The 14,404-nt window shown below is 33.3% G+C and carries 13 protein-coding genes; 7 read left to right on the top strand and 6 right to left on the bottom strand.

Features of this window, described 5'->3' with window-relative positions; genetic code table 11:
• Positions 1-28: 28 nt before the first annotated feature.
• Positions 29-1,219, bottom strand: a complete 1,191-nt coding sequence (locus OEW74_RS04385; protein WP_265427340.1) for a DUF1501 domain-containing protein — start codon at positions 1,217-1,219, stop codon at positions 29-31.
• Positions 1,220-1,310: 91 nt separating this feature from the next.
• The gene (locus OEW74_RS04390) at positions 1,311-2,684 is read right to left on the bottom strand and encodes a DUF1800 domain-containing protein (protein ID WP_265427341.1); all 1,374 of its coding nucleotides are present in this window, start codon (positions 2,682-2,684) and stop codon (positions 1,311-1,313) included.
• A 241-nt stretch (positions 2,685-2,925) separates the two neighbouring features.
• Here OEW74_RS04390 and OEW74_RS04395 point away from each other — a divergent pair, with 241 nt between their 5' ends.
• From OEW74_RS04395 to OEW74_RS04425, 7 genes are all read left to right on the top strand, one after another.
• The gene (locus OEW74_RS04395; protein ID WP_265427342.1) at positions 2,926-3,498 is read left to right on the top strand and encodes a hypothetical protein; all 573 of its coding nucleotides are present in this window, start codon (positions 2,926-2,928) and stop codon (positions 3,496-3,498) included.
• A 112-nt stretch (positions 3,499-3,610) separates the two neighbouring features.
• Positions 3,611-4,660 carry a glucokinase gene (locus OEW74_RS04400; protein WP_265427343.1) on the top strand — a complete coding sequence of 350 codons (1,050 nt, stop codon included), beginning with the start codon at positions 3,611-3,613 and terminating at the stop codon, positions 4,658-4,660.
• Positions 4,661-4,805: 145 nt separating this feature from the next.
• Positions 4,806-5,372: a YceI family protein gene (locus tag OEW74_RS04405; protein WP_265427344.1), complete on the top strand. Its 567-nt coding sequence runs from the start codon at positions 4,806-4,808 to the stop codon at positions 5,370-5,372.
• Between the two features lie 78 nt (positions 5,373-5,450).
• A complete protein-coding gene (locus OEW74_RS04410; protein WP_265427345.1) occupies positions 5,451-6,062 on the top strand; it encodes a YceI family protein in 612 nt (203 codons plus the stop codon).
• Positions 6,063-6,180: 118 nt separating this feature from the next.
• On the top strand, positions 6,181-6,822 hold the full coding sequence (locus OEW74_RS04415) for an alpha/beta hydrolase (protein WP_265427346.1): 642 nt from the start codon (positions 6,181-6,183) through the stop codon (positions 6,820-6,822).
• 147 nt (positions 6,823-6,969) lie between these two features.
• The gene (locus OEW74_RS04420; protein WP_265427347.1) at positions 6,970-8,316 is read left to right on the top strand and encodes an ammonium transporter; all 1,347 of its coding nucleotides are present in this window, start codon (positions 6,970-6,972) and stop codon (positions 8,314-8,316) included.
• A 508-nt stretch (positions 8,317-8,824) separates the two neighbouring features.
• The gene (locus OEW74_RS04425; RefSeq protein ID WP_265427348.1) at positions 8,825-10,243 is read left to right on the top strand and encodes an L-serine ammonia-lyase; all 1,419 of its coding nucleotides are present in this window, start codon (positions 8,825-8,827) and stop codon (positions 10,241-10,243) included.
• Between the two features lie 120 nt (positions 10,244-10,363).
• Here the strand turns inward: OEW74_RS04425 and OEW74_RS04430 are convergent, their stop codons facing one another.
• From OEW74_RS04430 to OEW74_RS04445, 4 genes are all read right to left on the bottom strand, one after another.
• Positions 10,364-12,004 carry a serine hydrolase domain-containing protein gene (locus OEW74_RS04430; protein ID WP_265427349.1) on the bottom strand — a complete coding sequence of 547 codons (1,641 nt, stop codon included), beginning with the start codon at positions 12,002-12,004 and terminating at the stop codon, positions 10,364-10,366.
• A gap of 17 nt (positions 12,005-12,021) precedes the next feature.
• Positions 12,022-12,591: a YIP1 family protein gene (locus tag OEW74_RS04435; RefSeq protein ID WP_265427350.1), complete on the bottom strand. Its 570-nt coding sequence runs from the start codon at positions 12,589-12,591 to the stop codon at positions 12,022-12,024.
• 7 nt (positions 12,592-12,598) lie between these two features.
• A complete protein-coding gene (locus tag OEW74_RS04440; RefSeq protein ID WP_265427351.1) occupies positions 12,599-12,865 on the bottom strand; it encodes a DUF2089 family protein in 267 nt (88 codons plus the stop codon).
• Positions 12,866-13,189: 324 nt separating this feature from the next.
• Positions 13,190-14,035 (bottom strand): prephenate dehydrogenase, encoded by an 846-nt coding sequence (locus tag OEW74_RS04445; RefSeq protein ID WP_265427352.1) that lies wholly within the window; start codon positions 14,033-14,035, stop codon positions 13,190-13,192.
• Between the last annotated feature and the right edge of the window lie 369 nt (positions 14,036-14,404).

A 14,404-nucleotide genomic window follows, 5' to 3' on the forward strand; every position in this document is an offset into this window, starting at 1 on the left:
TAAACCTTACTAAACCGTAAGGTTTTTTTTATATAAAATCATAAATGCCGTTCTTCCAGCCCAACACTTTTGACGAATCTGCATTCAGCCAGTTTTTAAGAACTGTTGCGTAGACTTTTCGGAAATCTTCAGTGTAAATTAAATCTCCTTCATTAAGATTTTGTAAATCGGGAAGGGCATTCAGAATTCCTTTCTTTTTTAATCCGCCGCTGATAAAAAACATTTGATTGGCAGTTCCGTGATCAGTTCCTTTGCTTGCATTTTGGGCAACACGTCTCCCGAATTCGGAAAAAGTCATGAGTAAAATGTCATTAAACAATCCGTTAGATTTCATATCAGAAACAAAAGATTTTACAGCATCATTGATTTCTCCAAACAGCTTTTGCTGTCTCTCATTTTGATTGACGTGCGTATCAAAGCTTCCGATAGAAAGATAATAAACCTGCGTATTAATGTCAGATTTTATTAATGAAGCCACCGTTTTAAAGTCTTTTCCCAATTTAGAATTCGGATATTCCTGAGTCGATTTTTTTGCTTTGCTTTTTTCAAAAATATAATCAGCGTTATTGATCGTAGAGCCTAAAGTTTTGTATAAATAAGAAACGGTTTCGTCATCGTGATGATGGTCATTATTGTACAATGATTTAAAATATTTTTCCTGACTGGTTTGATACAGTTTTTTAGGATCTTTAAACGCAAAAGCTTTATTATTTTCTCCTTTTAAAGCCAGACTCAGCATGTCATCAACTTCCAAAGCCTGTGTTGGATGTTCGCATTTATAACATTCTTCATCCAGAAATCTTCCGAGCCATCCTGTTTCCAGAAACTCATTGCTTTTACTTGCAGAATGCCAAATATCCATGCTTCGGAAATGTGATTTATCAGGATTTGGGTAACCTACATTATTCATCAGGGATAGTTCACCGTTTTCAAATAATTCTTTAAAATATGATAATGAAGGATTGATCCCCGTTTCATCATTTAAAGCTAATGAATCTTTGATCGCAATCGTATTTCTTTCTTTAAAATAAATGTCGTTTTTTGTCGGAATGATCGTGTTTAAACCATCATTACCACCTGTAAATTGTAAAACGATCAATATCTTCTGACTTGGATTCAAAGCATTATCTAAAGTCATCGACTGCAAAAAATTCGGAATCAGTAGTGAAGCCGTTGCCAATGAACTTATCTTTAAGAACTCTCTTCTCTTTATAATCATAAATTTAGGTTTTAGGTTAAAGGTATTAGGTTGCAGGTTTTAAAGTTGCATTTTAACTGTAAGCTAAAATCTGCAACCTGCGACCTAAAAACTACATTAACTGATATTCCGGTGTAGACATCAGATTAATCACATTCATTTTAATACTCTTATCTGAAAATTGATTTACAATATCCATATCCAATGATTCTGAATTAACGATCAGATAATCTTCTGCTTTTTTCTGTGTTAAAGCTTGGTCAACTTTATTCCAGTCGATAATGATATTCGGGTTTTTGAAGCTTTTATTTAAAGCTTCACGTGATTTCATTCCCATATCCATATCATCATCTTCTCTTGCCGAATATTCCATAGGGCGCAAACCCGACCAGATTTGCGGAATCTGAAGTCTCAACATTAAAGTAGAACTGTCAATCCACGATTTTCCATTGGGCCAACCTGCAACATTGGGCGGATAAAGAAGCATTTGACCTAAAAGTTTTTGGTACACTGTGATATTTTCAGGATTTTGAATATTCATTGGAAGCATTCTCATCATTCCAGCAAATAATTCTGTGGGAGATTTTATACGGTTACCAATATTTTTTTTGTCATAAAACCATGAGCTTGAAAAGATCTCAGACATCAGTTTTTTGATGTCATACCCGGATTGATAAAAATCTTCACTTAGATTTTTAATCCTGCTGGAATCGGGCTTTTCGTTGACGAAAAACGTGTAGATTTTTGTTGTAATAAACTCTGCAGTAGATTTTTGCTCTAAAATGATATTTAAAATATCGTCTCCGGTAAAGTTTCCGGTTTTTCCAAGAAAAGTTTTTGTGCCGGTGTCATGAAGTTTTTTTCTTTCATTAAAATTTCCTTCTTTATCATACCCCCATCCTGTAAAAGCTCTTGCGGCTTCCCGAATATCTTTTTCGGTATAATTTCCACGACCCATTGTGAATAGTTCCATCACTTCACGGGCGAAATTTTCATTAGGATGATCTTTTTTATTTTGTTGATTATTTAAAAAACTAAGCATTGCAGGAGAACGGCTCACTTCAAACAGTAAATTTTTAAAATTCCCCAAAGATTTTTCCCGTATTGTATTCAAAAGCTGTTGATTGAATTTCGGATTATTGATTCTCGTAGCAAAATGTCCGTGCCAGAAAAAAGCCATTTTCTCTCTGAGCTGTTCTTTGCTATCGGTCATTTTTTTTAGAAAATTAAGATTTAGTTCGGTGTTTTGCTTCTGATTTATTTTTTGAATTTCTCTTTTCTGTTCGGCTGTTGCTTTTGGATCAGTGTATTCAATGGGTTCAATATCGGGAGTTTCATAAACAATAGGAGAGAAGGTTTCTTCATTAAAAACTTCCTTCAAAATAATCTTGATGTCTTTATTTTTCAAATCATTTACCTGTTCAATCTCAGGTCCGAAACCAGCACGCCAAAGAAGATGTTTATTATTGATAAATGAAGCAGCCATAATTGTGATTTTGTTTTTTGATGATGAAATAAACATGAGGTTAAACTGTATAAACAAATATTAATATTGATTTATTATTTACCTTCATGTAAAGTTAAACAACTATTTAAATATTTGTAATTTTAAATAATTGATTTTCATTATTTTACAAAATATTTAGGCTTTGGTGTTAAGAAGTGTGAATTATTTTGGCATGATTTTTACATCTGCCCTTGTAGTAAAATTTAAAAAAATCAGAGTTATGAAAATGTTTAAGCAAACCATTTTAGCAGCTGGAATTTTAACTGCAGGTTTAGTAAGTGCGCAAAGTGCTCAGATGAATAATATGATTAAAGTAGGAGCTACAGCAGGTATCGCTGTTCCTTCAGATAACGTTTCTGCAGCAGTAGGTGTAGATGTGGCATATCAAAATCTAATCACTCCAGGTTTTGGTTTAGGTATAGCAACAGGTTATACTCATTATTTTGGAAAAGATAACAACGGATATAATAATAATGATGTTGGGGTAATTCCTGTGGCAGCACTTTTCAGAGTGTATCCTAAACAGACAGGATTTTATTTCGGAGCCGATTTAGGGTACGGATTTTTGGTTGGAGATGATAAAGTTGCAACCAATTCTACCGTAAACAGACCAGATGGAGGTTTCTATCTAAAACCTGAAATCGGGTATCACAACAGAGACTGGAATTTCTACGTACAATACCAAAAAGTTTTTGCAGGAAGCAACGGAGATATCGTATCACCGGCTTCTCAGGACTATAATGTGGGAAGCATTGGAGTAGGATTTTCGTACAATATTCCTTTAGGAAAATAATAATATAAATATAATCAGTTATTAACCAAACCTTTTCGAGTTTTTGAAAAGGTTTTTTGTTCCCATACAAAAAATACCAAAACAATTATTATATTTGATAAAATTTGCGATTATGAATTTAAATCCAAAATTTCCTCTCTATTTACCGGGGGTAAAAAATACCAATAATGATAATATTTCTATTATCGGAGCCAATTTGAGAGAAGATGTAACTACGATTGCGTATTATACTTCAGGAAATTCCGGGATAGAACTTAAATTTAAAAATAATTATCTTACCAAAGAATATTCATCTTTTTCAGATGTTCTTTCAAAGTTTATTCAGGATTCTCAGCTAGAAAATGTTCAGCGCCTTGGAATTTCGGTTCCGGGACCTGTACTAGATGGTAAAAGTCACCCTGCACGTTTAAACTGGAGCTTAGATGTAGAAGAATATCGCAGCAAATTTGGTTTTGAAAAAGTTGATATGCTGAATGACCAAGAAGCTTCTGCTTATGGAATTGGTCTTTTGGATGATTCTGATTTGGATGCAATCTACACAAGTGGTCATCTTGAAAAAGGAAATGTTGCCATTCTTGCACCTGGAAATGGTTTGGGAGAAGCAGGATATTTCTTCGACGGAAAATATTTAAGACCTTTTGCAACGGAAGGAGGGCATTCAGAGTTTTCACCGAGAACGAATGTAGAGGTAGAATTTTATCAGTTTTTAAATAATATCTACGGAATTGTAAGCTGGGAAAATGTACTTTCAAAAACAGGTTTATTTAATATCTACCGATTTTTGAGAGATGTAAAAAGACATCCTGAACCGGAATGGCTTTCTGAGCGTTTGGCAAATGGAAACTTTACAGAAGAAATCTACAAAGCAGCAATGCATGAAGATGCGTTGATTTGTAGAATTGCTTTAGACACTTTCCTAGAGTTTTTGGCAAGAGAAGCCAACAACCTTACATTAAAGCTGAAAGCTACAGGTGGATTGTTGATTGCCGGAGATATTCCGCAGATCATCAGAGAATATATCGACAAAGATAAATTCTACGAAAAATTCAAGATCAGTGATAAAATGGAAGATATGTTGAAGAACATTCCAATTTATGTGGTCAATACAGACAGTACAAGTATTAATGGTGCGGCACTTTACACCGCCTATTTTACAGAATAAATGTAATAAGCTCCGAAGAAATTCGGAGTTTTTTTATGCCTGATTTTATTCATGTCAAAAAAAGATTTTTATTGATGTACATCAAGATGAATTATTAAATAAGATAATTACATTTGCAGCGTTAATAAACATTTAAAAATTTACAATGAAAAAAATATTCTTATTGGCAGTTTTAGCTAGTGGATTAGCTTTCGGGCAGGCAAAAAAAGTAGTAAGCTCTGATGTTCACTGGTGGGGTTATAAAGTTGCTAAATCTCAGGCAAGTTCTCACGACGGTACTATTACTGTAAAATCAGGAAACATTGTAATGAAAGGAAACGAAATTACTGGTGGTTCTTTCGTTTTAGATATGAATTCTATCAACGCAACTGATGTTTCGGGAGAAATGCAAGGTAAATTAAACGGTCACCTTAAAAACGGAGATTTCTTCGAAGTTGAAAAATTCCCGACTGCAGCTTTCAAAATTACTTCAGTAAAGAAAAACAACGATAAAACGTACAACCGTACAGTTACAGGTGATCTTACAGTAAAAGGAAAAACAAACCCCGTTTCTTTCCCTGCAAACGTTACAGTGAAAGACGGAGTGGTTACTTTAACATCAAATAAATTCTCTTTCGACAGACAAAAATTTGATGTTGCTTACAAATCTTCAATGAAGGATGTTTTTGTGAAAGATGAGATAGATATGACCGTTAAGGTGAGTGCGAAATAATTTATTTAAAAAAATATTATTAAAAGTGTAGAAGTTCTACACTTTTTTTTATTTTTGTTGAATTGTAAATAAAATATAATGAAAAGATTACTATTGTTTGTTATGATGTGTGCAAGCATATCATTAGTTTTTGCTCAGAAAAAGGGAGATAAGGTTTCGAAAGTAATAACATCCGAGATCAAATGGTGGGGACATAAAGTGGTAAAAACTAAAGCTTCGTCTCACTACGGAAGTCTAAAACTGAAAAGTGGTAAGTTTAATTTCGATAAAACGGTTTTGGTAGACGGTGAGTTTGTAATCGATATGAGAAGTCTTGTGGTTGCAGATGTTTCTGGTGACGATCAGGTAAAACTGACTAACGAACTGAAAGGAACCAATTTCTTCGAAGTTAAAAAATTCCCTACCGCAAAGTTTCATTTAAAGAAAATCATCCCTCTTGCAAACAGCGAGTATAATTCTACCATTGTAGGTGATATTACGATCAAGAATATCAGAAAAACAATTTCTTTCCCTGCAAATGCACACATTACGCAGTTTACAGTAGAAATTGAATCTTCTAAATTCTCTTTAAACAGAAAAGATTTCAAAATTTTCTACCAGAATTCTTTGAAAGACTATTTCATCAAAGACGAAATGGATATTCAGTTTAAGCTTTCTACACAAAAAGTTGATAACGAAAGACCTTTGTAAGGTTAAATTTATAATAAAATAGAAAGGACTGCTTTTAAATAAGCGGTCCTTTTTTTATTTTAGCTTACTCAATTACTCATGAATAGTTGAGTAATTGTTTAAATTAAAAAATATTTAGGTGAAAATATATGTAATAAGCGGTCTTGGTGCCGATTTTAAAGTTTTGGAGCGGTTGCAGTTTCCAAAAGAGCATGAAGTGGTTTTTATCGATTGGTTGATTCCTGAAAATGACGAACCTTTCAGTTCTTATGTTGAAAGAATGGGCGATAAGATCGATGCTTCCGAGCCTTTTTATCTTTTGGGATATTCTTTTGGGGGAATTTTGGTTCAGGAAATTAATCTTTTAAAAGCTGCAGAAAAAGTGGTGATTTTAGGAAGTATTAAATCTGATAAGGAAAAATCAAGGTTGATAAAGATGGGAGAGCTTACAAAAATTCCTAAATATCTTCCTGTGAACCTTTTCAATCCTAAGACTTTAGAAACTTATTCTGTTTTCAGAAAATTCTTTGATCCTAAAAATCCTAAGGTTAATCAATATTTTAGAGTTACCGATCCTTATTATCTGAAATGGTCTGTTCAGCGTATTTCTGAATGGAAGTTTGAGCAGAAAAATAACATCATTCAAATTATGGGCGACCGTGATATTGTTTTTCCGATTAAAAACTCAAAACCTGATTATATTATTAAAGGTGGAACTCATCTTTTTCCTGCAACGAAATACAAAGAAGTTTCATTGCTTTTGAATAAAATTTTCATTTAATTTTAAAATACTATTAAATTTATAGGGGTTGTTGTTTTAAATATATGTTTTTGTGAAATTTATTTTTAATTTTGACAGGGTTAAAAATAAAAAAATCAATAAAATTGCTGTTTTGGTAATTTAAAAACACTAAAAAATAAAACTCTTATGAAAGTAGGATTAAAATGGAAAGTTTCATTTGTTATCATTTGCATTGTAGCAATTGGTGGATTATTCTTCAGACCAGATGTAGATATTCCCAACACCGGAAATTTTCTGAGTGAAAAAGAAATTGTAGGTTCAGATGTAGCCTGGATTCTCGCTGCGGCAGGTTTGGTTTTGCTGATGACTCCCGGTTTATCATTTTTCTATGGCGGAATGGTCGGTAAGAAAAATGTAATTTCTACGATGTTACAAAGCTTTATTGCTTTGGGAGTAATTTCTATTCTATGGATTGTCGTTGGTTTTTCCCTTTCTTTTGGCGAATCTATCGGCTTTGAGATCGATGGCGTTCATTATGGAATAATCGGAAATCCTTTTACCTATCCGTTTTTTAATCATGTAAGCATTTATCCTCACAAAACGATGGCTTCAACCATTCCGTTTGTTTTGTTTGCGCTTTTTCAGATGAAATTTGCGGTCATTACTCCAGCTTTAATTACAGGATCGTTTGCTGAAAGGGTTCGGTTTATTTCGTATTTGGTTTTCATGGTTTTGTTCAGTCTTTTTATTTATACACCGCTTTGCCACATGGTTTGGCATCCGGATGGTCTTTTAAATAAATTTTTCGGAATTAAAGATTTTGCTGGCGGAACGGTTGTTCACATGAGTGCTGGTTTTGCAGCTTTGGCGGGTGCCATTGTTTTAGGAAGAAGAAAAAATCCACATCACGAACCATCGAATATTCCTTATGTTATTCTCGGAACAGGAATGCTTTGGTTTGGATGGTTTGGTTTTAATGCTGGTTCAGCTTTAAGCGCCAATGCAACAGCGGCAATCGCTTTTGGAACAACTACGATCGCTTCGGCTTCGGCGATGATGACCTGGATTTTCTTTGATAGAATTAATGGGCGAAAAGTTTCTGCTTTGGGAGCTTGCATTGGTGCGGTTGTCGGTTTGGTGGCGATTACTCCGGGATGTGGTTTTGTTTCTATTCAGGAAAGTATTTTTATTGGTTTTATTTCTGCGATTGTTTCTAATTTGATGGTCAACTGGAAAGCTTTAAAAAAGATTGATGATACGCTGGATGTTTTTGCCTGTCATGGAGTAGGAGGGATTATGGGAATGATTCTTACGGCAATTTTTGCTCACGGTGAAAATGCAAGTCTTCTTCACGGAGGGTTTGGAGTTTTTGCACATCACATGATGGCGCTGATCTTGGTTTCTCTTTTTGCATTTTTCGGGTCAATGCTTTTATACAAAATTACTGATAGAATTATTACGTTAAGAGTAAAGGAAGATTCGGAAGAGCAGGGACTTGACATTTCTCAGCATAGCGAAAGTCTGAAATGGTAAAATGAATTTGATTTTTCTCTCGCAGATTGAGCAGATAACGCAGGTTTATAATGATGTTTTTAATTGATTAAATCTAAATAATTACAACAAACTAAAAATGATAGAAAAAATAGTTAATTTTTAGAGTAAAAGTTTGTTTAAACTAATTTGAAATTTAACCACACAAGTAACAAAAGAAAATCATAGAGTTATAACTAGATAATCAAAGTTCTCAAAAGAATAAAAAAAACCAAAGTTTTAAAGGTTTTTGTGTGCTTTTGTTTTTATTAACTTTAAATAGAAATATTTAAATCTTTTGTCTCTTTTGTAGTTAAATAAAAAGTTTAAAATAATAGGGTCAGGTTGCACTCCTACGGAGCGCTTTTTTCATTTACATACGACTATTTTCTACAAAGGTTCCGCTCCTACGGAGCTTCACTAATATACCTTTACATAATGCTCAATTATTGTTTCCATTCTAAGGTATTTTCAATGTATATTTGCTTTTCATGAAATTGGAATTTAATTTATGGAATCAATATCGGTTTTTGAGATTATTAAAGTAGGAATAGGTCCTTCAAGTTCGCATACAATGGGACCGTGGAATGCAGCTTCGGCATTTATCAGAATCATAAAAAGAGAAAGGTCAATTGCTGAGGTAAAAGAAGTTTTTCTTGAATTTTTTGGCTCATTGGCAAAAACGGGAATCGGTCACGGAACCGATATTGCCGGAATGTTGGGTTTAAATGGAGAAGATTTTAAAACCATCGATACTACAAAAATTGATAAAATTGTAGATACAATTAAAGAATCTCAAATCATTAATTTGGGTGGAGAAAAAGAAATTCCATTCGTTTACGGACATCATTTGGTATTGAATATGTCTCAGACTCTTGATTATCATCCTAATGGAATGATTTTTAAAGCCATCTTTGAAGACGGAACAGAGCTTGTTCAGGATTTTTATTCTGTAGGTGGAGGGTTTATCATGAGTCAGGAGAAAAACTCGATCGAGAAACAGTGTGTTCGTACCATCTATCCTTGTCATCACGGTTCGGATATTGTAAAATATTGTGAGAAGTTAGGCTTCGATAAAATTTCAGATTTAATTTTAATTAATGAAGAAAGCTGGAGAACGCAGGAGGAAACAAGAAAAGAGGCGCTTTATATCTGGGATCAGATTAAAGAATGCATCTATAAAGGAGTTAATAAAGAAGGTGTTTTACCGGGCGGACTGAATGTTACCCGCCGTGCAGCAGGGATCAACAGAAAACTTTTAGGCGATAAAATTTATAAAAATAAAGACGAGTGGTTTCAGCAGGTTGTAGATGCGGAAGAAAATTTCACCAACATCAATAAATGGATTGCGTGTTTTGCTTTGGCGGTAAACGAAGAGAATGCAAGCTTTGGAAGAATTATCACGGCGCCAACAAATGGAGCGAGTGGGGTAATTCCTGCAGTTTTAATGTATGCTCAGGCTTTTACAGATGCTGTAAGTGAAGATGATATTGCAAGATTTATTTTGGTTGCAGGAGAAATAGGAACTTTATTTAAGAAAAATGCAACCATTTCTGCGGCAATGGGTGGCTGTCAGGCGGAAATCGGAGTTTCTTCAGCAATGGCTGCAGCTGGTTTAACGGAAATTTTAGGCGGAACTGTAGGTCAGGTTTTAATGGCGGCAGAAATCGCAATGGAACATCATTTAGGTTTAACCTGTGATCCGATTAAAGGTTTGGTGCAGATTCCTTGTATTGAAAGAAATACGATGGGAGCAATCAAGGCGATCACTGCAGCAAATATTGCTTTAGAAAGTGATCCTACAAAAGCCAAAGTAACTTTGGATGAGGTTATTCAGACGATGTGGGAAACTGCTTTGTCGATGAATGATCGATTTAAAGAAACTTCAGAAGGAGGTTTGGCAATTGCGGTGAATGTTCCGGAATGTTAAAATAAAACATAAGCGGTTTATTATAAAAACGTGCGCATCTTTTGATTAAAAGGTACGCACGTTTTCGTTAAAAGATACGGACGTTTTCAATGAAACGCCCGCATCTTTTTTATAATACATTTACTTCTTGTCAAAAACAAGGTTATTACCGTTTTGTATAAGGTTTAATTGTTTCTTTTCCGGAGAGAAAATTATTTCTACACCAGCATTATCATGTTTAAATTTGTTTCCCTCAACATATTCTAACGGAAATGAAGGCTGATCTGCTAACTGAGCAAAAAGATTTTCGTCTTTTATGAAGATCTTAAAATCTGCTTTAAGGTCTTTAGAATAATATGTTTCTTCATATTTTTGCAGTTCTTTTTCAGAGATTTTTTTCGATTCTGTAAATTTTGGATATTCATATTCCTGATCGTAAACAAGATTTACGATTCCTAAAAATATTTTTCCGTGCGCTAATTTTTCACCGTTAATAATGGTCGCAATCGAATATTTTTCGGTTGGGCTGTAAGAAACAAGCGAGTGAGTTCCTGCAGTGTCGCCACCATGTCCGAAAGAAACTTTATTGTAAAAAGGAACCGCCATTACACCTAATCCAAAAGGTTTTCCTGATTTAGGAAGCATCTTGTCTAATGTTTCTTTTTTTACGAATTTATAATCAAATAAAGCGTTGATGAATAAATTCATATCATAGGTTGTAGAAGTAATGTCACCCAAACCAATACAGTTACGGAAATCAAAATCTTCTACTTCCATCCATTTTCCGGTTGTATTTTCATACGATTTGAAGATGTTTTTTTGATTGTCTAAAACCGAGAACGTATTCTTCATATTCGCTTTACTCGTAATATTTTCTTTCAGTAAAACATTGTATGGTTTCTTAGCAACTTTCTCTAAAATTCTGCTTAAAAGATAGTATCCTGAATTTGAATATCTCTCTTTTTCTCCGGGCTGAAATTCTACACCATGTTTTTTGATAGTATCTAAAATAGCTTTGTCGCCCACTGTTTTTCCAAACAACCACGATCCTGCATAATCGCCCAATCCGCTTGTATGGTTCATTAGGTTTTCTAAAGTAATTTTATTGGCATTGGGAACATCGGGATAATATTTTGAAAGTTTTTCATCCAGTTTCAACTTTCCTTTTTCTTCCAATTGCATCAGCATAACAGCAGTAATTAATTTACTGATAGACCCAATCTGATATCCTGTATTCTTATCCCATTTTACATTAGATAACTGATCTTGACCGAAATTTTTTTGGTAAATTTCTTTTCCGTTTTGGAAAATAGTAATACTTCCTATTCCCTGTTTGTTTTGGCTGATGTAGTTTAAGAAATCATCAATTTTAGCTGTATTAATCCCATTTTTACTGATTCCTTTTATTTTTTCATCTTTCGGATTGGGTTTTTCTTTTCCGTCATTTTTATAAAGACTAAGAGGAAAAGATCTCGAATTTTGCGTAAAAGTTCCTTCAAAATGATCTGTTTTATATTGCCCTTTGTAGGATGCATTCAAAGCTTTCATTTCAAAAACCAATTCATTATTGCTGAATTCAGTTTTATCAACGCTAATAATTTGATCGCTTTGTTTCGGGCTTTTGGCTGTAGAAACGTAGATATTGTTTTCTTTTTTTACGTCAAGAATTAATGGAAGAGTCATTCCGCCAAGATCGAGTTCTCCTTTCCAGGAACCTGTTATTTCTTGGGCGTAAAAAGTCTGTGCTAATAGAATCAGCACTAATAATAGTTTGGTTTTCATATTTTTAAAATTTTAGATTAAAATATAACCTGGCTTACAATTGTGATTACGAGTGATACAAATGCAAATAGCACAATGTGTTGCCATTTTTTGATATTGGTTGCGGTTTTAAAGCCATTGTAGTAAAGTACAATACTGTAAACAAGAAGAATTAAACTTACAAATCCCCAAACTGTCACCATCGCCATATCTCCAACCGGGATGTTTTGAGGAGTATTGATGTTTTCAGAAAGATGGTCTACTGCTTTTTTATAAAATGGTAATCCGTTTACGGGAATCATTACCATTAACGGTATTTGAGAAATGAATACAGTGTTTAAAATATCAATAAATCTTGTTTTTCCATTTAAGATTTTAGCTAAAATAAAAAGAATAACAACTGCTAAAATATAACTTAAACTGTTGATTTTTAATATATCCCAAATTCCTTGGTCTTCATCTAGGTTTGAATAATGAAAAATACTGTCGTTGGCAAAATCTACATAATAACAACTAAAAATATTGAGGACGAAAACGAGTATTCCGGCTATCAGAAGCTTCTTTTCATCAAACTTTAAAAAAGGATTAAAAATAGTTTTCCAGTTCATAAATGGATTATTTTTTTAGTTGATTGATTTTCTGGATAAGATCATCCATTTTATTTCTCATGGTAGGATAAGAAAGCTCAGCCTGTTTTGCCATTTCTTTAATGCTTCCGCTGGAAAGAAAAAAGTTTAAGATAAAATCCTGTTCATCTCTGTTGAGTTTTAGAAAAACGGGAAGTTCATAATCGCCGTTTACATTGGTTCCACAATCGGGACATTTCATCTGACTTACATTGAGTGTATGATCGCAACTCGGACAAATTATAGGAAGTTTCATTGACTTTTGTTTTTACAAATGTAATATTATTTTTAATAAAGTTAAAATAAATTTTAATAAAGTTAAATTTTATTTGAGTTAAAAAATAAAAAAACTTCCAAATTATGGAAGTTTGATTGAAAATTTGTACAGCGGTAGAGGTTTTAACTTGTAGAATTTAACGCAAAGATTTTATTTTTGTGTTCGTAATATTTCAGACAGCAAAGACAAATAAAATTTGCTTCGCAAAGCTTGAAAACAAAGCTTCATCAAATCAATTTGTTGATTCATCTTTGCTGCCTAAATTTTAAGCTTAAGATAAGATCTTTGCGTTTAAAAAATTTCTTATTTGTTCAGAATTCCGCGTATTTTATTGGCGTTGGTAATCAGTTCTTCCAAGTATTCAAAATTATCTTTTTCTAAAGCAGATTTGAATTTTCTAAGCTGAGAGATATGTTCATTCAAAACATCCAAAACATTTTCTTTGTTTTGTTTAAAAATCGGAACCCACATTTCAGGATGAGATTTTGCCAAACGAACCGTACTCGAGAAACCTGAACTCGCCAACTGAAAAATAGTGTCTTCTTCTTTCTCCTTTTCCAAAACTGTATTGGCTAAAGCGTAAGAAGTAATATGTGAAATATGCGAAATATACGCAGTGTGAATGTCATGATCTTCCGCATTCATGTAAATTAAATGCATATCAAGACTTTTTACCACGCTTTCTACCAATTCTAAAGCGTTTTCTGCAGATTCTTCACGATTGCAGATCACTCCGGCTTTTCCTGAAAAACTTTCAGCAACTGCCGATTTTGGACCATGATTTTCCGTTCCCCACATCGGGTGAAAAGCGACAAATCTTGATCTTTTTGGATGGTTTTTTACAGCATTTACAATTCCTGATTTTGTAGAACCCACATCCATCACAGTTTGCTGATCTGAAATTAAATCTAAAACTTCAGGAAGAATTTTCCTCGCCGAATCTACAGGGATGGCAATGATAACCAAATCTGAATTTTGAACTCCAGTTTTTAAATCTGCTTTTTCATTAATGATATTTAAGGCAAAAGCTTCATTAAGATTTTCTGTATTGTTGTCGATTCCATAAATGAAATCTGCTGTTTTTTTCTGTTTTAATTTTAAAGCGATTGATCCGCCGATTAATCCTACACCAATGATACTTATTTTCATTTGTTTAAATTTTAAAAATAAAAAACCCCGCCCAAAGGACGAGGTTTTAGTTATATATACAAGAAATCCTTATCCCAATTCTGAGTTAATAATTCCGTAATAATATGTCTTGTTTGTATTCACAAGGCAAATTTAAGAATATTTTCCGAAAGGATTGTGGTTTTTACAGTCATTTTTCTTGTGACTTAGGAAGCTGTAGCGTTAAGAAAAATAAAATTTATTCCGTTAAAAAATTCCTATTGTTTGAGTGCGATACTGATTTTAATAATGAAGAACTAATTTTGAATTCGCACGAGTTTTGGTACTTTTACTTCAAGGTAAAAGTACATTATCAAAAAAAATATTAATTGAAAAAAAATGAACTTGACT

Origin of the sequence: Chryseobacterium sp. YIM B08800 (assembly GCF_026163565.1) — a bacterium.
GTDB lineage: Bacteria > Bacteroidota > Bacteroidia > Flavobacteriales > Weeksellaceae > Chryseobacterium.